The sequence below is a fragment of the Streptomyces sp. NPDC090021 genome (assembly GCF_044748225.1).
GTDB lineage: Bacteria > Actinomycetota > Actinomycetes > Streptomycetales > Streptomycetaceae > Streptomyces.
Genome location: NZ_JBIVFO010000071.1, coordinates 1 through 22,560, shown reverse-complemented (window position 1 = coordinate 22,560; position 22,560 = coordinate 1). Strand labels below are relative to the sequence as shown.

Genomic DNA, 22,560 nt, shown 5'->3' with positions numbered 1-22,560 from the left:
ACCTCAGCCTCTCGGCTGCGGCTTTCCTCCGGGCTTTCGTTCTGCTGTCTTGCGTTTCCGACTCTATCAGACTCTTTCGTGTCCGATTTCCTCGGCGCTTTCCAGGTTTCCGCTTTCGCGTTTCCCTTTCCGGCGGTCCCGACTCTATCAGAACCTTTCGGGCCTGACTCCCAGTCAGCGGGTTGTGCTGCTCGGGCTGTTGGGCCCTTGCGGCGAGTGAGACAGTAGCGGATTCCTCACCTCCGAACCTAATCGGCGGTGGCGCCCTCGGACGCGGATTCCTCATTCGCAAATACGCATGAAAACAAGACGACAGAGTGCGTCGTTCGTTCGAGTGTGTAGTGCGGAATGGTTGTCCGGGGACCGACCGGGGTCGGCGCTCACGTCGGACAACTCGAAGAACCTTACGGACCGCGCACATCCGTGTCAACCACCGGCTGACCGCCGCCGCGCCGTCCGGGCGAAAACTCGCCCCGCCCTCACCTCCGGCGGTCTACGCTGGCTCCCATGACTACGCATGCGCTCACGCTCAGCCTTCGCTGGTGGGCCGCCTGACGGCGGCCGACCTTCCACGCGAGCACGCATGCGCTCACGGCCGCCGCCTCGGCGGCCGTTCTGCTTTCTCCCCCTTCCGGGAGTGGCCCGGCCGCCGCCCGACGCGGTGGCCCGACACCACTCACGCACTCACCGGGAGAGCAGGACATGACGAGGATCTTCAGCGGGATCAAGCCGACCGGTCACATGACCCTGGGCAACTACCTGGGGGCCGTACGGCAGTGGGTCGCGGCCGACCAGGAGCCCGGCGACGCGCTGTTCTGCGTCGTCGACCTGCACGCGCTGACCGTCGAGCACGAGCCCGCGCGCGTACGGAGGCTGAGCCGGCAGGCCGCGACGCTGCTCATCGCCGCCGGGCTGGAGCCCCGGCGCTGCACCCTCTTCGTACAGAGCCACGTCGACGAGCACACGCGGCTCGCGTACCTGCTGGAGTGCACGGCGACCGACGGCGAGCTGCGGCGGATGATCCAGTACCGGGAGAAGGCGGCGAAGGCCCAGGCCGCAGGCGACGGCGTACGGCTGTCCCTGCTCACCTATCCGGTGCTGATGGCCGCCGACATCCTGGCGTACGGGGCCGGGGAAGTGCCGGTCGGGGAGGACCAGCGCCAGCACGTCGAGCTGACCCGGGATCTGGCGGTGCGCTTCAACCAGCGCTACGGCCATACCTTCACCGTGCCGAGGGCCACCCATCCGGCGGTGGCCGCCCGGGTCATGGACCTGCAGGATCCGACGTCGAAGATGGGGAAGTCCCACGAGAACGGGGCGGGGATCGTCTACCTGCTCGACGAGCCCGAGGTGGTGCGCCGGAAGGTGATGCGGGCCGTGACCGACAGCGGGGACGGCGCAGTGGTCCACGACCGGGAGGCGCGGCCCGGGGTGGCGAACCTGCTGGACATCCTGGCGGCGTGCACCGGCGGCGATCCGGTCGCGCTCGCCGACGGGTACAGCGGGTACGGGGCGCTGAAGCGGGACGTCGCCGATGCGGTGGTGGAACTGCTGCGGCCGTTGCAGGAGCGGCACGCGGAGCTGGCGGCCGACCCGGCGCAGGTGGACAAGGCGCTGCGGGAGGGCGCGGAGCGGGCCGGGGAACTGGCGCGGCCGGTGGTGGACCGGGCGTACGAGGCGATCGGGCTGCTCAGGCCGTAGCCGGGAGTACGGGCTCCCGCGGGGCGGGGGCCCGTACTCGTACCGGTGGTTCAGCTGTTGCCGGAGGCGAGCTCGCGGCTGCGGTCGCGGGCCGCTTCGAGGGCGGCGATCAGGGCCGCGCGTACGCCGTGCTTCTCCAGCTCGACGATGGCGTTGATGGTCGTGCCGGCCGGGGAGGTGACGGCCTCGCGGAGCTTGACCGGGTGTTCGCCGCTGTCGCGGAGCATCACGGCGGCGCCGATGGCGGCCTGGACGATGAGGTCGTGGGCCTGGGCGCGGGGCAGTCCGAGGAGGATGCCCGCGTCGGTCATGGCTTCGACGAGGAAGTAGAAGTAGGCGGGTCCGGAGCCGGAGAGGGCGGTGGCCGCGTCCTGCTGGGACTCCGGGACGCGCAGGGTCTTGCCGACGCCTCCGAAGATCTCCTCGGTGTGGGCGAGGTGCTCGGCGGTGGCGTGGCTGCCGGCGGAGATGACGGACATGGCCTCGTCGACGAGGGCGGGGGTGTTCGTCATGACGCGCACGACAGGGGTGCCGGGGGCGAGCCGCTCCTCGAAGAAGGAGGTGGGGATGCCGGCGGCGCCGCTGATGACGAGGCGGTCGGCGGGCACGTGCGAGGCGAGCTCTTCGAGGAGCTTGGCCATGTCCTGGGGTTTGACGGTGAGGATCAGGGTGTCGGCGCGCTTGGCGGCCTCGGCGTTGGAGACGGCCTCGACGCCGTAGCGGGTGCGGAGCTCCTCGGCGCGGTCGCTGCGGCGCGCGGTGACGAGGAGCTTGGAGGCGGGCCAGCCGCCGCGGATCATTCCGCTGAGCAGGGCCTCGCCGATCTTGCCGGTACCGAGGACTGCGACTGTCTGGGTCATGCCCGATCCACCTCGCCGAACTGTTCTTCCGCCTGGGCTGCGCAGGCGTACGCGTACGTGTCCTCATCCTTGCACCCGGGCGGCGGGCGGGGCGGCGGTGTCCGCAGTGCGGTCGGGTCGGGCCGGGAGTCAGGGGGTGCGGCGGCGGAGGGTGGCCGCGCCGAGGGCGAGTACGAGGACGGCGCAGGCGGCGACGATCACGACGTCGCGGACGAAGTCGGCGGTCATGTCGGTGTGGGTGAGGACCTGGGTCATGCCGTCCACGGCGTAGGACATGGGCAGCACGTCGGAGATGCCTTCGAGTACGGGGTGCATGGTGCTGCGGGCCGCGAAGAGGCCGCAGAGGAGCAGCTGGGGGAAGATCACCGCCGGCATGAACTGGACGGCCTGGAACTCGGAGGCCGCGAAGGCGGAGACGAAGAGGCCGAGGGCGGTGCCGAGGAGGGCGTCGAGGAGGGCGACGAGCAGGAGGAGCCAGGGGGAGCCGACAACGTCGAGGCCGAGGGCCCAGAGGGCGAGGCCGGTGGCGAGGAGGGACTGGACGACGGCGACGGCGCCGAAGGCGAGGGCGTAGCCGGCGATGAGGTCGCCCTTGCCGAGCGGCATGGCGAGGAGCCGTTCGAGGGTTCCGGAGGTGCGTTCGCGCAGGGTGGCGATGGACGTCACCAGGAACATCGTGATGAGGGGGAAGATCCCGAGAAGTGACGCGCCGATGCTGTCGAAGGTGCGGGGGCTGCCGTCGAAGACGAAGCGCAGCAGGGTGAGCATCAGGACGGGCACCAGGATCATCAGCGCGATGGACCGCGGGTCGTGGCGGAGCTGGCGCAGGACGCGGGCGGCGGTGGCGGCGGTGCGGGCGGCGTTCATCGGGGCTGCTCCTGGGCGGGGAGGGCGTTCGCCTCGTCGACGAGGCGGAGGAAGCCCTCTTCGACGGTGGCGGAGTGGGTGCGGGTGCGCAGGGCGTCGGGGGTGTCCTGGGCGAGGATGCGGCCCTCGCGCATGAGGAGCAGGTCGTGGCAGCGCTCGGCCTCGTCCATGACGTGGGAGGAGACGAGGATCGTGGCGCCGCGGGTGGCGGCGATGTCGTGGAAGAGGTTCCACAGGTCGCGGCGCAGGACGGGGTCGAGTCCGACGGTGGGTTCGTCGAGGACCAGGAGTTCGGGGGTGCCGAGCAGGGCGACGGCGAGGGAGACGCGGCTGCGCTGGCCGCCGGAGAGGTTGCCGGCGAGGGCGTCGGCGCGGGTGGTGAGGTCGACGTCGGTGATGGCGCGGTGTACGGCGGCGGTGCGGCGGTCGGCGGCGGCCCGGCCGGGGTCGAGGATCGCGGCGAAGTAGTCGAGGTTCTGGCGGACGGTGAGGTCGTCGTAGACGGAGGGTGCCTGGGTGACGTAGCCGATGCGGGAGCGGAGGTCGGGGTGGCCGGCGGGGCGGCCGAGGACGTCGAGGGTGCCGGTGACGTGGGCCTGGGTGCCGACGATGGCGCGCAGGAGGGTGGTTTTGCCGCAGCCGGAGGGGCCGAGGAGGCCGGTGATGCGGCCGCGGGGGACGTCGAAGGCGATGTCGGCGATGACGGTGCGCGGGGTGCGGCCGGTGCCGCGGCGGACGGTCAGGCCGTGGGCGTGCACGGCGGCCTGGTCTCCCTCGGGCTGTTTATTCATCATGTGATGAATAATGCTCCTGACGGTGCCCGGCGTCAATCACCGGGAGGGAAGCCGACCTGCGGAGCGGGCCGCGGGAGCCGGCCGGCCCGCTACTTCTTGCGCTTGGGGCGGCGGGCGGCCGGGTTGCCGGTACGGGTGCTGCGACGGCGCTCGTAGTCGGCGAGGGCGCGCTCGTACTCGGCACGGCGGAGCTTCTCGCCGGGGGCCTCGGTCAGGCAGCGCAGGGAGTACGCGATGAGGGAGCCGATGAAACCGATCGTCTTGAGGCCCTTGAGGGCGGCCTCGTCGGAGGACGGGGCCGGGCGCCGGTTGTAGGAGTCCCAGGTCTTGACGAAGGCGATGGCGCTGGAGATCGCGAAGAGGACGACGACGGAGATGCTGAGGAAGGGGCCGACGTTGCCGATCTCCAGCCCCTCGTAGGAGAAGCGGAGCAGCAGGGCGGCGGCGGTGGCCGTGACCAGGGACCCGACGGCGAGGGCGGCGCGGCGCAGGCCGTAGTGGCTCTCGTGGTTCACCCAGGTGGTGCCGAAGTACCGGATCGGCTCGGGCTGCGGGCCGGCGGGGACCGCGGCGGCGGACGCGGACGCGGATGCGGCCGAGGCCCGGGCGGGGGCGGCCGCGCCGGCCGGCTCGGCGGGGGTCTGGTCTCGCTGGTCGTCGCTCACAGCAGCGATTATCCCCCGCCGGGCCGGTCGGGCCGGGTGTGTCTCACGTGTCAGACGGGTCAGCCGCAGCGCGTGACCACGAAACCGTCGCTGCCCGTCCTCACGTACGCGTCGGAGACGAACCGGCCGTTCCCGATGCAGTCCCAGATGTCGCTCGTCCCGTACGGGCCCGAGACCGTGGTGCCCCGGGTCTGGCAGCGCAGCGTGACGGTCGCGCCGAGCGGCAGGACGTCGATCACCGAGTAGTTGGTGCCGGGACCGCTGCGGACGTTCAGGCGGTAACCGGGCGCGACCGGAAAGGACGGGTATCCGGAGCCCGAAGCCACGCTCTGGACTTGGCTCGAATCGTTCTCGACCGACATACGGAAATCTCCCCCCATGGGCGTTGCCGTGCGCAACTCGCGCAGGGTAGCAGGGCCTTGGAGATGCGTACGGGTCATCGACTAGGCTCCGGCGGGGGTGGTGAGCGGTGCATTCGCTGCGCGCGGACTACGCGGGCTTTCCGGAGTACGCCGGGCAGTACCGGCTCGAATCGGTGCTCGGCTCCGGAGGGATGGGCGTCGTCCACCTCGCCACGTCCGGCTCGGGGCTGAAACTCGCCGTAAAGATCGTGCATCCCGAGCACGCGGTCGACCCGGAGTTCCGGGCCCGCTTCCGGCAGGAGGTCACCGCCGCGCGCCGGGTGAGCGGGGCGTTCACCGCGCCCGTCGTCGACGCCGACCCCGATGCCGAACGGCCCTGGATGGCCACCCTGTTCATCGACGCCCCGACGCTCGCCGAACGGGTACGGGAACAGGTGCTGGACCGCACCGAGCTGGCCCGGCTCGCCGCCGGCCTGGCGGAGGCGCTGCGCGACATCCACCGGGCGGGCGTGGTCCACCGGGACCTCAAGCCCAGCAACGTGCTGATGGCGCCCGACGGCGTGCGGGTCATCGACTTCGGCATCTCGCGCCCGGCCGACAGCGACCTGCGGACCGAGACGGGGAAGCTGATCGGCACCCCGCCGTTCATGGCGCCCGAGCAGTTCCAGCGCCCCCGGGAAGTCGGCACGGCCGCGGACGTCTTCGCCCTCGGCGCGGTGCTCGTGCACGCGGCCACGGGCCGCGGGCCCTTCGACTCCGACAGCCACTACCTGGTGGCGTACCAGGTGGTGCACAGCGAGCCCGATCTGACCGGGCTCCCCCGGCAGCTCGTACCGCTCGTCGAACGGTGCCTGGCCAAGGACCCGCAGGAGCGGCCCACCGCCGAGGAGCTGATCGCCGAGATGCGGGCGGTCGCCTACCCGACCGCCGAGGACACCCAGGCCTTCATCCCCCGGCCCCGGCAGCCCGACGGGGCCGAGCTGCTCACCCACCGCAGGCAGCGGGTCCCCGTCGCGCCGGAACCGCGGGCCCCTGGCCGGCGGCGGGCCCGGATCGCGGTCGGGACCGGAATCGGGTTGCTGCTCGTGGGCGGCGCCGTCGGCGGGTACCTGGGCCACGGGACGACCGGCGGGTCGTCGCCCGCCCGGATCGCCGCGAAGGCGGATCCGGCTCCGGCTCCGGCGAAGACCTTCGCCCCCTGGTCGGTCGCCCTGGGCAAGCCCGGGACGGGCAACCGGATCGGGGCCTGCTCCTGGCGGGCGGAGGCCCTGTACTGCGCCGGACCGGGCCTCGCCGCGGCCCGCCTCGATCCCGCGGACGGCTCGACCGTATGGGCCGTGGAGGCGCCCGCGTCCGCCCCGGCGAAGGGGACGACGCCCGTCGGCGCACCCCTGCACGCCGGCGGGCGCGTCCTCGTCGTGGCGCCGGGCAGCGAGACCCTCCGGGCCCTGGACCCGGCGACGGGGGCCGAGCGCTGGAAGCACCGGCTCCCCGCCGGCTCGCAGGTGGTGCCCGCGGGCGGGCAGGTGCTGCTGGTCGGCACGAACGGCGCCGTCACCGCGCTGGACGCGGCGGCCGGCACGGCGCGCTGGACCCAGCGGATCGGCGGGGTCGGCTCCGTGTGGTGGAGCGGCGGCGGGCCGGAGGGCGGCGCGGCGCCCGAACTGTACGTGGCGACGCCCGACGGCAGCGGCTCCACCCAGCTGGCCGCGGTCGATCCGGCGGACGGGAGCACCGGCCCGCAGTTCCGTACGGCGGGGCGGCTGCGGCCGGTCGGGGCGGCGGGCGGCCGCCTGCACCTGATGGACCTCGACGCGTCCTCCCGGGCCACCGCCGTCGTGCGCGCCGACCTGGAGGCGCGCACCGTACAGCGGGTGAAGCTCACGGCGCCGCTGTACGACGCGGAGGCGACGGTGGACGGGGCCGGGGTGATGTACCTGTTCGGGACCTCCGGCGCGCTGGTCGCGGTCGGAGCGGACGAGGAGCGGTGGCGGCTGGAGACGGGCGTGACGGTGGCCTCCCGTCCGGTGGTCGCCGACGGGCGGGTCCACCTGACGGCGCCGGACGGGCGGCTGCTGGCCGTCGACGCCGCCGACGGCCGGCTCGCGGGCCAGACCGGGCCGCGGATGGCCGACGGCAAGGACACCTACGCGTCGACGCTGCCGGAGCCGGTGGCCGGTGGCGGGCTGGTGTTCGCGGGCGCGCCCGACGGATCGGTGTTCGCGGTGGCCGCGGGCGACCCCGCCCACTGGTGACCGCGGGCCCGGTCCCGGACCGGTGAGCGCCGGCCGGGTGAGTATCGGCCCGGTACGGACCCGGTACAGCCCTGGCGCTGTACAGACCCGGCACAGCCCTGGCGCTGTGACGGAACCGGCCGGGCCCGGTCCCGGCCCGGTCCCGGCCCGGCGCACAACGCGGGCGCCCCCGCACCGCCGGTGGTGCGGGGGTGTCGCTGCCGGGGCCGGCGGGCCGGTCAGCCCAGCCGGGTGACGTCGCGGACCGCGCCCTTGTCGGCGCTGGTGGCCATCGCGGCGTAGGCGCGCAGGGCCGCGGAGACCTTGCGCTCGCGGTTCTTCGGCGCGTAGACGCCGCCGAGGGCCTCGTGGCGGGCCGCGAGCGTGGCCGCGTCGACGAGGATCTCGATGGAACGGTTCGGGATGTCGATGCGGATCCGGTCGCCGTTCTCGACGACGGCGATGTCTCCGCCGGACGCCGCCTCCGGGGAGGCGTGGCCGATGGACAGGCCGGAGGTGCCGCCGGAGAAACGGCCGTCGGTCACGAGCGCGCAGACCTTGCCGAGGCCGCGGCCCTTGAGGAAGGACGTCGGGTAGAGCATCTCCTGCATACCGGGGCCGCCGCGCGGACCCTCGTAGCGGATGACGACGACGTCGCCGGCCTTGACCTCCTTGCGCAGGATCTTGTCGACGGCCTCGTCCTGCGACTCGCAGACGACCGCCGGGCCCTCGAAGGTCCAGATCGACTCGTCGACGCCGGCCGTCTTCACGACGCAGCCGTCGACGGCGATGTTGCCGCGCAGGACGGCGAGGCCGCCGTCCTTGGAGTACGCGTGCTGCACGGAGCGGATGCAGCCGCCCTCGGCGTCGAGGTCGAGGGTGTCCCAGCGCTCGGACTGGGAGAAGGCGGTGGCGGAGCGGACGCAGCCGGGGGCCGCGTGCCACAGCTCCATGGCCGTGTCGGTGGCCGTGCCGGAGCGGACGTCCCACTTCGCCAGCCAGTCCTCCAGGCCTGCCGAGTGGACGGTCGTCACGTCCTTGTTGAGGAGCCCGCCGCGGTGCAGCTCGCCGAGGATGGCGGGGATACCGCCGGCACGGTGCACGTCCTCCATGTAGTACGTGCCGCCCGGCGCCACGTTCGGGGCGACCTTGGCCAGGCACGGGACGCGGCGCGAGACGGCGTCGATGTCCTTGAGGTCGTAGTCCAGGCCCGCCTCCTGCGCGGCGGCCAGCAGGTGCAGGATCGTGTTGGTGGAGCCGCCCATGGCGATGTCGAGGGCCATGGCGTTCTCGAAGGCCTCGCGGGTGGCGATGTTGCGGGGCAGGACGGACTCGTCGCCGTCCTGGTAGTACCGCTTGGTGATCTCCACGACCGTGCGGCCGGCGTCCTCGTACAGGGCGCGGCGGGCGGTGTGCGTGGCGAGGACCGAGCCGTTGCCCGGGAGGGCCAGGCCGATGGCCTCAGCGAGGCAGTTCATCGAGTTGGCGGTGAACATGCCGGAACACGAGCCGCAGGTGGGACAGGCGTTCTCCTCGATGCGGAGCACGTCCTCGTCGGAGACGTTCTCGTTGGAGGCGTCCACCATGGCGTCGATCAGGTCCAGCTTGCGGACGGTGCCGTCGACGAGAACGGCCTGACCGGCCTCCATCGGGCCGCCCGAGACGAACACGGCCGGGATGTTGAGGCGCATGGCGGCCATCAGCATGCCGGGGGTGATCTTGTCGCAGTTGGAGATGCAGATCAGGGCGTCGGCGCAGTGCGCCTCGACCATGTACTCCACGCTGTCCGCGATCAGGTCGCGGGACGGCAGGGAGTACAGCATGCCGCCGTGGCCCATGGCGATGCCGTCGTCGACGGCGATCGTGTTGAACTCGCGGGGGATGGCGCCGGCCGCGCGGATGGCGTCGGAGACGATCCGGCCGACGGGCGCCAGGTGCGTGTGACCGGGCACGAACTCGGTGAAGGAGTTGGCGACCGCGATGATCGGCTTGCCGATGTCCTCGCTCGCTACGCCCGACGCGCGCATCAGGGCGCGGGCGCCCGCCATGTTGCGGCCGTGGGTGACGGTGCGGGACCTCAGCTCGGGCATGCGGTTCACTCCCCATGAGTGCGGCTGTACGGTCAGCCGCGACTGTGGATATGGCTCAGATACGAGGCTACGCCCACCGCCCGGGATCCGGACCGCATGTCCGCATGCCGGGACGGGCGGCTCAGTCCTCGGTCAGGTACCGCTGGAGCGTAGGGGCCACGAGCGCCACGATGTCCTCCGGGTCGGCGGAGGCGAGGGGCTCGACCTGCAGGACGTAGCGCAGGATCGCGATGCCGACCATGTGGGAGGCCGCCAGCTCGGCGCGGAAGGTGGGATCGGGCACGTCCAGGTCGGCGGCGACCCGCTCCAGGACCCGGCGCAGCACCAGCCCGCGCAGCACCTTGGCGGCGGCCTCGTGCGTGAGCGCGGACCGGATCACGGCGAGCAGCGGGGCCCGGCTGACCGGGTTCTCCCAGACGCCGAGAAAATAGCGGGCGAGGCGCTCGCCGATGCCCTCCGGCCCGGCCCCGACGACCGTCGGGACCACCAGGGCGGGCTCCATGCTCATCTCGATGGCCGCGGCGAACAGGTCGTCCTTGCTGCCGAAGTAGTGGTGCACCAGCGCCGGGTCCACGCCGGCGACCTTCGCGACGCCGCGCACGGACGTCTTGTCGTAGCCGCGCTCGGCGAACACCTCGCGGGCGGCGAGCCGGATGCGTTCCTGAGTGCTCGGCCCCTCCTCGGCCTCGTCCTGGCGGGGCCGGCCCGGCCCCCGGCGGCGCGGGCTGCTCTCCCCGGTCACGGCTGCCGGGCCCCGTCGCGCCCGGAAGTGGCCAGGTGCAGGCGCGTGAAGGCCAGCGCCTCGGCGAGGTCGGCCTCGCGCTCGGCGGAGGACATCGCGCGCCGCGTGTTGACCTCGATCACGACGTGGCCGTCGAAGGAGCTGCGGGCCAGGCGTTCCAGCAGCTCGGCGCAGGGCTGCGTACCCCGGCCGGGGACCAGGTGCTCGTCCTTCGCCGATCCGTTGCCGTCGGCGAGGTGCACGTGGGCCAGCCGGTCCCCCATCCGGTCGATCATCGCGGTCGCGTCGGTACGGGCGGTCGCGGTGTGCGACAGGTCGACGGTGAAGTGCCGGTAGTCGTCCTTCGTCACGTCCCACTCGGGGGCGTAGGCGAGCATCTCGCGGTCCCGGTACCGCCACGGGTACATGTTCTCCACGGCGAACCGGACGTCGGTCTCCTCCGCCATCCGCCAGATGCCGGAGACGAACTCCCGCGCGTACTGGCGCTGCCACCGGAAGGGCGGGTGCACGACGACGGTGGACGCGCCGAGCCGCTCGGCCGCCGACCGGGCACGCTGCAGCTTGACCCACGGATCGGTGGACCACACACGCTGGGTGATCAGCAGACAGGGCGCGTGGACGGCGAGGATCGGCACCTGGTGGTGGTCCGAGAGACGGCGCAGCGCGTCGATGTCCTGGCTGACCGGATCCGTCCACACCATGACCTCGACGCCGTCGTATCCGAGGCGTGCGGCGATCTCGAAGGCGGTCGCCGTGGACTCCGGGTAGACGGAGGCGGTGGACAGGGCGACTTTCGCGGTCGGGATGCGGACGGGTTCTGCCACGGGGACAGGGTACGGGGCCAACGCCCGCCCGGTACGTGACGGCCGCCACGCGGGCCCGGTTCCTGCCGCCGGGAGAGCCTCGGCAGGCGGCCGACGACCGGGTACCCGCGCGGAATCAGGACGTCCGGGCCAGCCAGGTCCGCGTCTCGTCCGCGGTCAGGACGCGAGTCAGCTCGGCCGTTCCCGCAAGGTGCGGGAAGAACCGGTCGGCGTTCCAACTGCGTTGGTACTCCGGTTCGTCGAGCACGAGCAGGCGGCGGCCCTCCACCACGGGGATGTCGTCGGGCAGCCCTTCGTTCCAGATCCGCTCGCCGTCCGGGGCGAGGAGTTCGAAGGCTCCGGTCGCGACGGCCTGGGTACGCCCCCGGGCGGGCTCGGGGTCCGTGGCCAGGCGGACGCTCTCCGCCGAGGGCCTGGTACCGGGAACGTGGCCGCCGCCGACGAGGACGTGGGCGAGCAGGGTGTGCAACTGGAAGTTGTCCCCGATGCCGCCGATCCGTATCTCGTACCCGGTCCCGGTGGGCCTGTGCAGCACCACGAGGAGCTCGTCGTCCAGCACTGCCAGCGCGTACGCCAGGCATTTGAGGTCGTGCCGTTCCAGGGCGGCCAGGTCGCGGCAGGCGGACAGGAGTGCGGCCGTGTCCCGGAGGCGCACCTCGGCGCTGCGGCACAGCACGGCCAGCGCGGGCGGCTGCCACTGCTCGGCCGCGCACCAGGCCAGCACCAACTGCAGGGCTTCGCGCGAGTCACCGCCCAGGCGGGCCAGAAGAGCATCGTCGATGATCTTCTCGTCCGGCTCCGGCAGTTCGTCCTCCCCGGTCGCGGACCAGCGGCGGGCGAACTCAAGGGCGTCGAGCAGGTCCCGGTGGACCCCGCCGAGGATCGGCTCGGCGCAGGCCACCGGATCCGCCCCGCGCTCGACGCAGTAGCCGGCGGCCATCGCGAGCATCGGCCGGGGCCAGGTGGCCGGAAATGCGGGGATCAGCGCCGCCAGCCGAGGCCCTGACAGAACGCGCTCGGCCTCCGAAGCCGACTGCACCCCGGCCATCATGGCGGCGAAGGCACGCTCGGTACGGTCGCCGTCGCGAGCGGCAACCGACTCTTCCAGCTCGGACACGACGGCGGCGAGGCCCGGGGCTTTCCGCTTCCACCTGAAGATCACCGGCACACCTTAGGCCCAAGGTCCACCCGACGTCATCAAGCCAAGACTGTCCGAATCCCTCCCCCGCTTCAGCCCTTCTGTCCGGTGGGGGATCACTCGCCGAGGTACGTCTTTCGCCACTCCAGCGGGGACATGGTCAGCGCGGCCTCGGCGAGGGCTTGGGCCGAAGCCGTCTTGAGGCTGCTCAGCGAGGTATCGATCCAGTCCTGCACCAGGCTGTAGCCCTGGGCACGGTATTCGACCGCCTGCACCAGGCATTCCAGCTTGTCGGCGTCCTTGGCCACGATCGCCTCGGGGGTGTCGCCACTCTCGTACTCGCCCACCACACGCTGCACCCCGGCCCTCACCGCCGGGTGCGCGGCAGCGACCTGGTCGGCGGTGACCGTCTCGTTCGTCGCCGCGTCGATGTAGCGGCGGCCGACGTGCGGGATATCCCCGATCCGGGTCTCTTGGGTGTCGTGGAACAGACACATCAGTGCCACCTTGGCGGGGTCAACGCCTTCCATCATGGCCAGAACGGCGCCGACGATGCCGACGCGGAACGAGTGCTCCGCGATCGACTCGGGGTTGTTGTTCCCTGTGAACCACCAACCGGTCCGCTTGGCATTCTTGAGCACACCCATCTCGAAGAGGAACCCGGCCGTGCCCTGCGCGCTCGCCGTCTCGTCTGCCATGCGGTGACCTCCGGTTTCAGGTTCGATCACGTAGAACGTAGTTCACAGTGCTCAGTTCACGGCGGGATCTTTCCGAGATGCAACCCCCGTCCAACAGACTCTCTGTCCGCCCAGCCAGCTCGCACACCAGCGCGCCCGACGCCCGAGCCAGCCACGGATGGGCGGTCAGTAGTGCCCACAGGGTGTGCACGTACAAGTCCACGTAGCCGGCCGCCTCGTGCAGGCCGTGGGTCAGTCCTCGCAACAGCGTGACCGGGTCCCAACCGGTCAACTGCCGGTCTCGCATGAACAGATCGTCGGACTGGGGCAGACGAGTACCACCAAGCCAATACGCCCAGTAGTTCAGGTTCGCCGCCTCTCCCGCGTCATCACCCGCGATCGCGCGCTCGATGAAGTCCAACAGCGGGACAGGGTCGCCGAGGCGAGCGAGAGCAGTCGCCGTCGACCTCGCCTCGGCCCACTGCGGTGTCCACCCGCGGCGCACCAGCACATCCCGCCGGGCATGGAGGGCCTGCGCGGTCCACGCCACAGCTTCGGAACTCATGTCGTACGAGGTCAGGTAGAGGGCCTGCCGGTGAAGCAGAACGCCCTGAGGATCGGTCCTGGGTGCCGCCTCGGCCGTGGTCCGCAGCTCCCCGAAGAAAGCGGCCCGATCGCGCGGGGCAAGGAGTGGAGAATCTGACGCCGGCCCCCGCCGACGCCGATGGGGAGTCTTTGCGAGTGATGGCGGGCGGGCCCCTGTAAGGGCCCAGGCGAGCATGTGCGCGGTGTCCCTGGTGTGCACCCACTCCGACAGAGGATGCGGCCCGTCGGTGCGGTTGAGCGTGGCGCCGATGATCCGATCCGCATCCATCGCGGCATCCAGCATCCCCACGACCGGCGCTTCCGCACCCAGGGCAGCCAGACGACGCCGCAGACCGAGCAGATCTCCCGCCCGCATGTTCGCGAGTGGCCTTCGGCCCGATTCCCACCCCTGCACGGTGCAGAGGTCGACTCCCAGAGCCTCTGCCATCGCCGACTGCGTCCGGGGGATCGATTCGCGAGCCGTACGCAGCACAAATCCCGCGATCGTCCCAGTGATTGGTCCTGCGGCCATTACACACGCTCCCGGCGCGACGCGACCCCGGCAGTAACACGTACCCACAGTCAGTCCTACCGCACGCAGCGCGACCGTAGGTTCGTTCTGCGGGACCGCGGAGAGCACCCGCGGCTGACGACGAAGGGACTGGACGTGGCCCACATCATCCACAGCGGCGCTCATGGCGTGCTCGGAATCGACATCGCGGACGGCGCTGCGATCCCGGAGCCCAGCCAGGAGCTCCTGGACCGCGCGCTCGCCGGGTGGAAACGCTTCATCGGCGTGGCCGAGGAGCCCCATGATGACTGACCGCTACGAGTACGTGCCGCACCCACTGCTGCGGCACCGGGTGCGCGATGTGGCGAGCGGCGTCGAGGGGGAACTGATGGCGGTGATCAACGAGGACGTCTCGAACTCGGCCCGCCCCCACTGGGTCGAGCTGGCCTACATCCGGGGCCCTTCCGGCCGCGAGTTCTCCACAGCGGTGGACAACATCCAGGCGGCCGGACCACACCCGAGCCGATACGCGTGACCGGCGCAAACAGATCGCAGCCCGTGCGAGACGGCGCCATTCCTCTCGCCAGCGACGACAGAGGCGCCACGGCAAGGCGACTCACGGAGGCATTTCCCTGGGTCCGCTTCCTTCCCGAAACCGATGTCCACGCCTTCGCCGTCGAACTGATCGACACCCTGCGAGCAGCGGACAGCGGAGCGATCACCCACATGCTCACCACTTGGCAGCACACGGCGGAGGTCCCTTCCGACCCTGTCCTACTGGCCGCACTGACCAAGAACCACGGAACGGACTACGGCCCTGCCCCGAACCCGCGTGACATCCGCCCACCCAGACATGGATTGGAATCGCCTCAGCCGTCATCCGACGTCTTTCCTCCCCCGGACCACCCGCAGACGCCGTCCATGAGCAGGCCATCTGGGCTTCTGCGGCGTATGACCAGCCCCAGACCGCCCGCGGACGCGTGATCGAGGAGCGCGTAGCGATCGATGGCGGCCTATGCCCAGCCCACGGGGCTCGCAGACGCCGTCAGGCAGGAGTGCGTAGCGATCTGGGGCGCTCCAAGCTCCGCCCGGGCAGCTCCGACACCGCTTCCCTGAGCCTGAGACCGGCTCGTTCCTTTGGGGTTTTCCGGCTGTCCTTGTAGTTCCGGGGCGGGACGGGCGGTCAAGGGTGGCCGGAGGCCATCGCGCAGCGACGCGAGGAACGAGCGCCCTTGAGGGACCGGCACGACCCGGAAAACCATCGGACGGACGGGAAGACCCCAGAACAGCTCCGATACCGCCTCGCCGGATCCCGCCCCCACCCCCGCACCACCACCCCGACGCAGGGCGGTGTGGGTGGGCGGCCACCGGCCCGGGGTGGTGGGGCCGCGGGGGTGAAGGCGCCGGGTGTGCGTGCACCCGTACGCGTGCCGCCCCCGCCCGAAGCCCCCGCCCGAAGCCCCCGACCCCCTACGCCGGCCCGGCGCCGGAGGTCGGGAGGTGGTCCAGGCGGCGCAGGATCACGCCCTCGCGCAGGGCCCACGGGCAGATCTCCAGCTCCTCGACACCGAAGAGGTCCATCGCGGCCTCGGCGACCAGCGCACCCGCCAGCAGCTGGTTCGCCCGGCCCTCCGAGACCCCCGGGAGGGTGGAGCGCTGGGCCGTCGTCATTGCGGCCAGGCGCGGGACCCACTCCTCCAGGGCCTTGCGGCTGAGGTCCCGCTGCACGTACAGGCCGTCCGCCGAGCGGGCCGCGCCCGCGATGCGGGCCAGCTGCTTGAAGGTCTTGGACGTCGCCACCACGTGGTCCGGGGCCCCGAACCGGCTGAACTCGCGGACCGTCCGCGCGATCTCCGTCCGCACGTGCCGCCGCAGCGCCCGGATGTCCAGGGCGTCCGGCGGGTCGCCCGGGAGCCAGCCCGAGGTGAGGCGGCCCGCGCCCAGCGGGAGGGAGACGGCGGCGTCCGGGTCCTCGTCGATGCCGTACGCGATCTCCAGGGAGCCGCCGCCGATGTCCAGGACCAGCAGCTTCCCGGCGGACCAGCCGAACCAGCGGCGCGCGGCGAGGAAGGTGAGCCGCGCCTCGTCCTCCCCGCTCAGCACCGGCAGGTCGACGCCCGTCTCGGCCCTGACGCGGGCCAGCACCTCGTCCGCGTTGGTGGCCTCGCGCACGGCGCTCGTGGCGAAGGGCAGGACGTCCTCGCAGCCCTTGTCCTCCGCGGCCTGTACCGCCTCGTTGACGACGGAGAGAAGCCGCTCGACGCCCGCGGGGGTGACGGCGCCGGCGTCGTCGAGGAGCTCCGCCAGCCTTATTTCCACCTTGTGTGAGTGCGCCGGCTGCGGGCGCGCACCGGGGTGCGCGTCCACCACCAGCAGATGGACGGTATTCGAACCCACATCAAGGACACCGAGTCTCATAGGGGGAAACGCTACTGCGAGGAACGCTCAGGGGTTGTGTAAGGGGCGCTTAGGCTTGGGTTTGTGCCAAATACGAAGAAGGCCAACAAGACCCGGTCGGAGAAGGACACGGGCCAGGACGACCAGGGCGCGAGCACCAGGCGCGCCAAGAAGGGCATGCCCGGCAAGCCCGCGAAGGGCAGGGCCGTGGCCGACGAGAAGGGGCTCGACTTCCCCCGGGCCTGGGTGGAGTTCCCCGACCCGGCCGACGACGAGCAGGTCTTCCGCTGCGACCTCACGTGGCTGACCTCGCGCTGGACCTGCATCTTCGGCAGCGGCTGCCAGGGCATCCAGGCGGGCCGGGCCTCGGACGGCTGCTGCACGCTCGGCGCACACTTCTCCGACGAGGACGACGAGAAGCGCGTCGCGCAGCACGTGGCCCGGCTGACGCCCGAGCTGTGGCAGTTCCACGATGTCGGCAGCGAGAGCGGTTGGACGCAGAACGACGACGACGGCGAGAAGCAGACCCGTCGCTGGGACGGCGCGTGCATCTTCCTGAACCGGCCCGGGTTCCCCGCCGGGGCCGGCTGCTCGCTGCACATCCTCGCGCTGAGGGAGGGCCGGGAGCCGCTGGAGACCAAGCCGGACGTCTGCTGGCAGCTGCCGATCCGCCGGACGTACGACTGGATCGACCGGCCCGACGACACCCGGGTGCTGCAGGTGTCGATCGGGGAGTACGACCGCCGGGGCTGGGGCCCCGGTGGCCACGACCTGCACTGGTGGTGCACGTCGGCGACGTCCGCGCACGGCGCCGGGGACCCGGTGTACGTGTCGTACCGGGCCGAGCTGACGGAGCTGATGGGCAAGGAGGGGTACGAGGCGCTCGTGCGGCTGTGCGAGGCCCGGCTGGCCTCGCTGCTGCCGATGGCTCCGCACCCCGCAGACCCGGCACCGTAGGCCCAGCCCGTGGGCCCAGCCCGGTGGCGCAGCCCGCGGACCCGGCACCATAGGCCCAGCCCGTGGGCCCAGCCAGGTGGCCCAGCCCGGTGGCGCAGCCCGTGGGCCGGGTCACCGGCGAAGCCTCGGGCCGGGCCACGGGCGTGGTCCTGCCCCGCCGGCCGTCAGTCTCCCGACGGTCCCGACGGGGCCGGGTCCGGCGTGGGGGAAACCGTGCCGCCCGTGCCGTCCGTCGGGGTCGGCGCGGGTGTCGGGGACGGCGGCGGGGTCGTCGGTTCCGTCGGAGCCGGTGTCGGCGTGGGCCCCTGGGTCTGGTCCGGTGACGCCGACGGGCTCGCGGGCTGTGTCGGTTCGGGCTGCGGGGTCGGCGTCGACGCGGGCCGCCCGCGGCCCCGGATGGAGACCACCGCGCCGGTCGGGTCGACCCCGACCCGGGCGGTCCAGGCGCCGACGGGCTGCGACTCGGGGTCGACGGCGATGTGCAGCGTGACCGATTCTCCGGGGGCGAGGGTGCCCGCGGTGCGGCTCGCGCGCAGCCAGGGCGCGTCCGACCAGAGTCGCCAGTCCACGGGGGCGCCGCCCGAGGCGGTGAGGGTGAGCAGGGTGAGGGCGCCCCGGGAGGAGGCGGCCACGGACAGCCGGCCCGGGGCGCCGGCCCGGTCGGGGGGTGCGGGCGGGCCACTGCTGATCACTTCGACGGAGACGTCGGAGGAGTCGCCGCTCTCGGCGAAGCCGGGGCCGCCGGTGGCGGTGGCGTTCCCCGTGTTCTCGTAGGCGGTCAGCGGGCGGCCGTCGATCCGGGCGGCCGGGAGTTCGGTCTCGCTGGCGGAGATACGGGTGGAGCCGTTGCCGGCGGGCTCGCCGGTGCCCTGCTCGGCGCGGTACGAGGCCCACAGCGCCAGGACCGGGGCCGCGACGACGGTGGCCACGACCGTGGTGGTGACCGCCCGGGCCCGCAGCCGGTCGCGGCGGGCCGCGCGGTCCTTGGGGTCCATCGGGAAGCCGGTGCGGTCGAAGCGCGGGCCGGGGCCGCGGCCGCGGCCCCGGCCGGAGCGGAGCATCGCGGCATGGACGGCGGTGCGGGGGGCGGGTACGAGCGGCAGTGCGGCGTTGTCGACGCCGCCGGAGCCGGGCCAGGGTGCGGCGGCGCCGACGCGTTCGGCGACGCGCCGGCACCGGGGGCAGTCGTCGACGTGCCGGACGAGTTCGGCGCGCAGGGTGCTGGACAGCAGCACGTCGCCGCTGCCGCCGCTGCCGTCCGCATCCCCGCCGGTGAGCTGGGAGACGCTGGGGCAGCTGCCGGTCTCGACGACGGCGAGGGCGGCGCGGGTGCGCTCCACCTCGCAGGCGGCGCCGGTCAGCAGCTCCCGGGCGGCGGCGGGGGGCGTGCCGAGGACCGCGGCGAGTTCGGGGAGGGCGAGGCGGTGGCGGACGGCGAGTTCGAGCGCCTCGCGCTGCGCGGGTGTGGTGCCCGCGGCCTCCGGCCAGGCGAGCCGGGCCAGTTCGGTACGGCGGTAGGCACTGACGTCAAGCTGTCGATGGGCGTCCTGGGCCGGGCCGTTGTCCGTCGCGCCGCCCGGCGCACGATCGCGCCCCGCGTGCTCCGGCGCGCGCCGGGCGGAATGCGCTCCCTGCCGGACGCGCCGCTGATCCGCCAGCCGGTGCAGGCAGCCCCAGCGGGCGAGCGCGTAGAGCCAGGCGCGCCGGTCGCCCTCGTCGGGGCAGCGTCCGGGATGCCGCTCGGCCACGGCGAGGACGTCTCCGAGCACGTCGGTCGCGGTGTCGTGGTCGCACAGGACCGACAGGCAGTACGTGAACAGGCCGTCGAGGTACGGCTCGTGCCGGAAGGGGCGCGGCTCCTCTTGGCGAGGCGTGCGCCCGTGCGCCCGGTGTGCGCCGGTGCGCGGCGAGGGTTCTGCCTGGTGGCTGCTATTCACCTGGCGACCGTAGGCGGCGCGCCGGGGGCGCCCTGGAAGCCTTCCCCGGTTTTAGCCCTTATGGGTGAACAGATCGGCGGTGCACTGACGACGGCCCTGACACGGCCGGGGCTCGGAGCCGCCCGCGCCCCGAGCCGCCTGCCCCGAGCCGCCCGCCCCGCGGGGTACCGCGGCCCGCGCTGTCGGTGCCGGCGGCTACCGTGAACGGCATGGCTGCCCGCACTGCTCGTTCATCCGCCAAGGACCGACCGTCCTACCGCTGCACCGAGTGCGGCTGGACCACGGCCAAGTGGCTCGGCCGGTGTCCCGAGTGCCAGGCCTGGGGGACCGTCGAGGAGATGGGGGCGCCCGCCGTACGGACCACCGCGGCCGGCCGGGTGTCGACTGCCGCGCTGCCGATCGCCCAGGTCGACGGGCGGACGGCGACGGCGCGCAGCACCGGTGTGGACGAGCTGGACCGGGTCCTGGGCGGCGGGCTGGTGCCCGGCGCCGTCGTACTGCTGGCCGGTGAGCCCGGCGTGGGCAAGTCGACGCTGCTGCTGGACGTCGCGGCGAAGGCCTCCAGCGGCACCCACCGCACCCTGTACGTCACGGGTGAGGAGTCGGCGAGCCAGGTGCGGCTGCGGGCCGACCGCATCAAGGCGCTGAGCGACCACCTGTACCTCGCCGCCGAGACCGACCTGTCGGCGGTGCTCGGGCATCTCGACGCCGTGAAGCCGTCCCTCCTCGTCCTGGACTCCGTACAGACCATCGCCTCCCCCGAGATCGACGGCGCGCCCGGCGGCATGGCCCAGGTGCGCGAGGTGGCGGGCGCGCTGATCCGGGCGTCCAAGGAGCGGGGCATGGCCACCCTCCTCGTCGGCCACGTCACCAAGGACGGGGCCATCGCCGGCCCCCGCCTGCTGGAGCACCTCGTCGACGTGGTGCTGAGCTTCGAGGGCGACCGGCACGCGCGGCTGCGGCTCGTGCGCGGCGTGAAGAACAGGTACGGCGCCACCGACGAGGTCGGCTGCTTCGAACTGCACGACGAGGGGATCACCGGGCTCGCCGACCCGAGCGGGCTGTTCCTGACCCGGCGCGCCGAGGCCGTTCCGGGGACCTGCCTGACCGTGACCCTGGAAGGGAAGCGGCCTCTGGTCGCCGAGGTGCAGGCGCTGACCGTGGACTCGCAGATCCCCTCCCCCCGGCGGACCACCTCGGGCCTGGAGACCTCGCGCGTCTCGATGATGCTGGCGGTACTGGAGCAGCGCGGCCGGATCACGGCGCTCGGCAAGCGCGACATCTACAGCGCCACCGTGGGCGGGGTGAAGCTGACCGAGCCGGCCGCGGACCTGGCGATCGCGCTCGCGCTGGCGTCCGCCGCCAGTGACGTCCCGCTCCCGAAGAACCTGGTGGCCATCGGGGAGGTCGGCCTCGCCGGAGAGGTGCGGCGGGTGACGGGCGTGCAGCGGCGGCTGGCGGAGGCGCACCGGCTGGGCTTCACGCACGCGCTGGTGCCGGCGGATCCGGGCAAGGTGCCGCCCGGCATGAAGGTCACGGAGGTCGCCGACGTGGGCGACGCCTTGCGGGTGCTGCCGCGCGGCCGTTCCCGTACGCCGGCCCGCGAGGCCAAGGAGCGGGCCGCGGCGGCGGAGTAGCTCCGGCGCCGCGGCCCGTCGGGCCGGGACAGTCGGGCCCGGTCCCCCGGTCCCCCGGTCCCCCAGCCCCGCGGTCCCCCGGCCTCGCGGCCCCGCGCCCTCGCACCCCGCACCCCGCACCCCGCACCCCGCACCCCGCACCCCGCACCCCGCATGATCGAACCGGGCGGACCACATGATCGAACCGGCCGACCGACCGGTCGCCGCCCTGGTCAGGAGGTCCGCAGGGGCCCCCGCCGGGGCGTAGCCCGCCAAGCCACGGCGGGGCCGCAGCGGGCGCCGGTAGACTTTGTGCTGGTCCGCCCGGCCGTACGCACGTCCTCGTGCCCCCGCGCTGGGCGGCGCAACCCGCGACCGGAGGAGTGCAGTGGCAGCCAAGGACGGGGCATCAGCACCCGGGAAGTCCGGCGCGGGCTCCAAGCACGACGCGCTCATGCGCGCCTCGCTGAGCGCGGTCGCGCCCGGTCAGCCACTGCGCGACGGTCTTGAGCGGATCGTCCGCGGCAACACCGGCGGCCTGATCGTCCTCGGCATGGACAAGGCCGTCGAGGCGATGTGCACGGGCGGCTTCGTCCTGGACGTGGAGTTCACCGCGACCCGGCTGCGCGAGCTGTGCAAGCTCGACGGCGCACTCATCCTCGACAAGGACCTCACCAAGATCCTGCGGGCCGGCGTACAGCTCGTGCCGGACGCGTCGATCCCCACGGAGGAGACGGGCACCCGCCACCGCACGGCCGACCGCGTGTCGAAGCAGTGCGGCTTCCCGGTGGTGTCGGTGTCGCAGTCGATGCGGCTGATCGCGCTGTACGTGGACGGGGAGCGGCGGGTCCTGGAGGAGTCCGGGGCGATCCTGTCGCGGGCGAACCAGGCCCTGGCCACGCTGGAGCGGTACAAGCTGCGCCTCGACGAGGTCGCGGGCACGCTGTCCGCGCTGGAGATCGAGGACCTGGTCACGGTGCGCGACGTGACGGCGGTCGCGCAGCGGCTGGAAATGGTCCGCCGGATCGCGACCGAGATCGCCGAGTACGTGGTCGAACTGGGCACGGACGGGCGACTGCTGTCCCTCCAGCTGGACGAGCTGACGGTGGGGATCGAGCAGGAGCGGGAGCTCGTCATCCGGGACTACGTGCCCGAGCCGACGGCGAAGCGTTCCCGCACGGTGGACGAGGCGCTGGCGGAGCTGGACGCGCTGACCCACCCGGAGCTGCTGGAACTGCCCATCGTGGCGCGGGCCCTGGGGTACACGGGCTCGCCCGAGACGCTGGACTCGGCGGTGTCGCCGCGCGGCTACCGGCTGCTGGCGAAGGTACCGAGGCTGCCGGGCGCGATCATCGAGCGGCTGGTGGAGCACTTCGGCGGTCTGCAGAAGCTGCTCGCCGCGAGCGTCGACGACCTGCAGACGGTGGACGGCGTGGGCGAGGCCCGTGCGCGCAGTGTCCGCGAGGGCCTGTCCCGGCTGGCGGAGTCGTCGATCCTGGAGCGGTACGTCTAGGGCCTGTATTGAGTTGCCCCGTGGAGCAAGGAGCGGCGTTCGGTGCGTGCCCTCGGCGTGCGGGACGAATATCCTCGTAGCGGAGCTACT

Annotated in this window: 20 protein-coding genes; 7 read left to right on the top strand and 13 right to left on the bottom strand. The window is 72.8% G+C overall.

All coding sequences use genetic code 11. The features are described 5' to 3' along the window. Positions 1 to 702: 702 nt before the first annotated feature. Positions 703 to 1,701, top strand: a complete 999-nt coding sequence (gene trpS, locus ACIPXC_RS33955; RefSeq protein WP_401626061.1) for a tryptophan--tRNA ligase — start codon at positions 703 to 705, stop codon at positions 1,699 to 1,701. A 50-nt stretch (positions 1,702 to 1,751) separates the two neighbouring features. On the opposite strand, the gene proC is transcribed toward trpS, so the two are convergent. From proC to ACIPXC_RS33930, 5 genes are all read right to left on the bottom strand, one after another. Then, positions 1,752 to 2,561 carry a pyrroline-5-carboxylate reductase gene (proC, locus tag ACIPXC_RS33950; RefSeq protein WP_401626058.1) on the bottom strand — a complete coding sequence of 270 codons (810 nt, stop codon included), beginning with the start codon at positions 2,559 to 2,561 and terminating at the stop codon, positions 1,752 to 1,754. 129 nt (positions 2,562 to 2,690) lie between these two features. Continuing rightward, positions 2,691 to 3,428, bottom strand: a complete 738-nt coding sequence (locus ACIPXC_RS33945; protein WP_401626055.1) for an ABC transporter permease — start codon at positions 3,426 to 3,428, stop codon at positions 2,691 to 2,693. After that, on the bottom strand, positions 3,425 to 4,222 hold the full coding sequence (locus ACIPXC_RS33940; RefSeq protein ID WP_401626052.1) for an ABC transporter ATP-binding protein: 798 nt from the start codon (positions 4,220 to 4,222) through the stop codon (positions 3,425 to 3,427). The genes ACIPXC_RS33945 and ACIPXC_RS33940 overlap by 4 nt, the downstream gene beginning before the upstream one ends. Positions 4,223 to 4,311: 89 nt before the next feature. After that, positions 4,312 to 4,887, bottom strand: a complete 576-nt coding sequence (locus ACIPXC_RS33935; protein ID WP_401626050.1) for a hypothetical protein — start codon at positions 4,885 to 4,887, stop codon at positions 4,312 to 4,314. Between the two features lie 59 nt (positions 4,888 to 4,946). Beyond that, a complete protein-coding gene (locus ACIPXC_RS33930; RefSeq protein WP_401626048.1) occupies positions 4,947 to 5,249 on the bottom strand; it encodes an SH3 domain-containing protein in 303 nt (100 codons plus the stop codon). A gap of 107 nt (positions 5,250 to 5,356) precedes the next feature. Here ACIPXC_RS33930 and ACIPXC_RS33925 point away from each other — a divergent pair, with 107 nt between their 5' ends. After that, the gene (locus ACIPXC_RS33925; protein WP_401626045.1) at positions 5,357 to 7,504 is read left to right on the top strand and encodes a serine/threonine-protein kinase; all 2,148 of its coding nucleotides are present in this window, start codon (positions 5,357 to 5,359) and stop codon (positions 7,502 to 7,504) included. Between the two features lie 218 nt (positions 7,505 to 7,722). On the opposite strand, the gene ilvD is transcribed toward ACIPXC_RS33925, so the two are convergent. From ilvD to ACIPXC_RS33895, 6 genes are all read right to left on the bottom strand, one after another. Beyond that, positions 7,723 to 9,573, bottom strand: coding sequence for a dihydroxy-acid dehydratase (gene ilvD, locus ACIPXC_RS33920; RefSeq protein ID WP_401626042.1), 1,851 nt, complete (start codon positions 9,571 to 9,573; stop codon positions 7,723 to 7,725). A 121-nt stretch (positions 9,574 to 9,694) separates the two neighbouring features. Beyond that, positions 9,695 to 10,315 (bottom strand): TetR family transcriptional regulator, encoded by a 621-nt coding sequence (locus ACIPXC_RS33915; protein ID WP_401626039.1) that lies wholly within the window; start codon positions 10,313 to 10,315, stop codon positions 9,695 to 9,697. Beyond that, on the bottom strand, positions 10,312 to 11,139 hold the full coding sequence (locus ACIPXC_RS33910) for a sugar phosphate isomerase/epimerase family protein (protein WP_401626036.1): 828 nt from the start codon (positions 11,137 to 11,139) through the stop codon (positions 10,312 to 10,314). The genes ACIPXC_RS33915 and ACIPXC_RS33910 overlap by 4 nt, the downstream gene beginning before the upstream one ends. 115 nt (positions 11,140 to 11,254) lie before the next feature. Next, entirely contained in the window at positions 11,255 to 12,301 is a 1,047-nt protein-coding gene (locus ACIPXC_RS33905; protein WP_401626033.1) for a hypothetical protein, read from the bottom strand. A gap of 92 nt (positions 12,302 to 12,393) precedes the next feature. Next, positions 12,394 to 12,975, bottom strand: coding sequence for an HD family hydrolase (locus tag ACIPXC_RS33900; RefSeq protein WP_401626030.1), 582 nt, complete (start codon positions 12,973 to 12,975; stop codon positions 12,394 to 12,396). 16 nt (positions 12,976 to 12,991) lie between these two features. Further along, positions 12,992 to 13,987 carry an XRE family transcriptional regulator gene (locus ACIPXC_RS33895; protein WP_401626028.1) on the bottom strand — a complete coding sequence of 332 codons (996 nt, stop codon included), beginning with the start codon at positions 13,985 to 13,987 and terminating at the stop codon, positions 12,992 to 12,994. Positions 13,988 to 14,206: 219 nt separating this feature from the next. On the opposite strand from ACIPXC_RS33895, the gene ACIPXC_RS33890 reads away from it, so the two are divergent. Both ACIPXC_RS33890 and ACIPXC_RS33885 read left to right on the top strand, forming a co-directional pair. Beyond that, positions 14,207 to 14,362 (top strand): hypothetical protein, encoded by a 156-nt coding sequence (locus ACIPXC_RS33890; RefSeq protein ID WP_401626025.1) that lies wholly within the window; start codon positions 14,207 to 14,209, stop codon positions 14,360 to 14,362. Further along, entirely contained in the window at positions 14,352 to 14,585 is a 234-nt protein-coding gene (locus tag ACIPXC_RS33885) for a hypothetical protein (RefSeq protein WP_401626023.1), read from the top strand. Before ACIPXC_RS33890 ends, ACIPXC_RS33885 begins: the two co-directional genes overlap by 11 nt. A gap of 935 nt (positions 14,586 to 15,520) precedes the next feature. Here ACIPXC_RS33885 and ACIPXC_RS33880 read toward each other — a convergent pair. Then, positions 15,521 to 16,468 (bottom strand): Ppx/GppA family phosphatase, encoded by a 948-nt coding sequence (locus ACIPXC_RS33880; RefSeq protein ID WP_401626020.1) that lies wholly within the window; start codon positions 16,466 to 16,468, stop codon positions 15,521 to 15,523. Between the two features lie 156 nt (positions 16,469 to 16,624). Here ACIPXC_RS33880 and ACIPXC_RS33875 point away from each other — a divergent pair, with 156 nt between their 5' ends. Then, on the top strand, positions 16,625 to 17,404 hold the full coding sequence (locus ACIPXC_RS33875; protein ID WP_401626064.1) for a hypothetical protein: 780 nt from the start codon (positions 16,625 to 16,627) through the stop codon (positions 17,402 to 17,404). 164 nt (positions 17,405 to 17,568) lie between these two features. Here ACIPXC_RS33875 and ACIPXC_RS33870 read toward each other — a convergent pair whose 3' ends face one another. Then, complete coding sequence (locus ACIPXC_RS33870; RefSeq protein ID WP_401626017.1) at positions 17,569 to 19,341, bottom strand: hypothetical protein; 1,773 nt, start codon at positions 19,339 to 19,341, stop codon at positions 17,569 to 17,571. A gap of 209 nt (positions 19,342 to 19,550) precedes the next feature. Between ACIPXC_RS33870 and radA the strand changes: the two genes are divergently transcribed. Together radA and disA are read left to right on the top strand one after the other, a co-directional pair. Continuing rightward, complete coding sequence (gene radA, locus ACIPXC_RS33865; protein WP_401626015.1) at positions 19,551 to 20,978, top strand: DNA repair protein RadA; 1,428 nt, start codon at positions 19,551 to 19,553, stop codon at positions 20,976 to 20,978. A gap of 367 nt (positions 20,979 to 21,345) precedes the next feature. Beyond that, positions 21,346 to 22,470, top strand: coding sequence for a DNA integrity scanning diadenylate cyclase DisA (gene disA / locus ACIPXC_RS33860; RefSeq protein WP_401626012.1), 1,125 nt, complete (start codon positions 21,346 to 21,348; stop codon positions 22,468 to 22,470). The last annotated feature ends 90 nt before the right edge of the window (positions 22,471 to 22,560 follow it).

What these genes read in the sequence shown, in the direction of transcription:
- ilvD (WP_401626042.1), bottom strand. Translation starts at nt 9,573, where the DNA reads ATGCCCGAGCTGAGGTCCCGCACCGTCACCCACGGCCGCAACATGGCG.
- trpS (WP_401626061.1), top strand. Translation starts at nt 703, where the DNA reads ATGACGAGGATCTTCAGCGGGATCAAGCCGACCGGTCACATGACCCTG.
- ACIPXC_RS33880 (WP_401626020.1), bottom strand. Translation starts at nt 16,468, where the DNA reads ATGAGACTCGGTGTCCTTGATGTGGGTTCGAATACCGTCCATCTGCTG.
- proC (WP_401626058.1), bottom strand. Translation starts at nt 2,561, where the DNA reads ATGACCCAGACAGTCGCAGTCCTCGGTACCGGCAAGATCGGCGAGGCC.
- ACIPXC_RS33900 (WP_401626030.1), bottom strand. Translation starts at nt 12,975, where the DNA reads ATGGCAGACGAGACGGCGAGCGCGCAGGGCACGGCCGGGTTCCTCTTC.
- radA (WP_401626015.1), top strand. Translation starts at nt 19,551, where the DNA reads ATGGCTGCCCGCACTGCTCGTTCATCCGCCAAGGACCGACCGTCCTAC.
- ACIPXC_RS33875 (WP_401626064.1), top strand. Translation starts at nt 16,625, where the DNA reads ATGCCCGGCAAGCCCGCGAAGGGCAGGGCCGTGGCCGACGAGAAGGGG.
- ACIPXC_RS33885 (WP_401626023.1), top strand. Translation starts at nt 14,352, where the DNA reads ATGATGACTGACCGCTACGAGTACGTGCCGCACCCACTGCTGCGGCAC.
- ACIPXC_RS33930 (WP_401626048.1), bottom strand. Translation starts at nt 5,249, where the DNA reads ATGTCGGTCGAGAACGATTCGAGCCAAGTCCAGAGCGTGGCTTCGGGC.
- ACIPXC_RS33945 (WP_401626055.1), bottom strand. Translation starts at nt 3,428, where the DNA reads ATGAACGCCGCCCGCACCGCCGCCACCGCCGCCCGCGTCCTGCGCCAG.
- ACIPXC_RS33895 (WP_401626028.1), bottom strand. Translation starts at nt 13,987, where the DNA reads ATGGCAGAGGCTCTGGGAGTCGACCTCTGCACCGTGCAGGGGTGGGAA.
- ACIPXC_RS33940 (WP_401626052.1), bottom strand. Translation starts at nt 4,222, where the DNA reads ATGATGAATAAACAGCCCGAGGGAGACCAGGCCGCCGTGCACGCCCAC.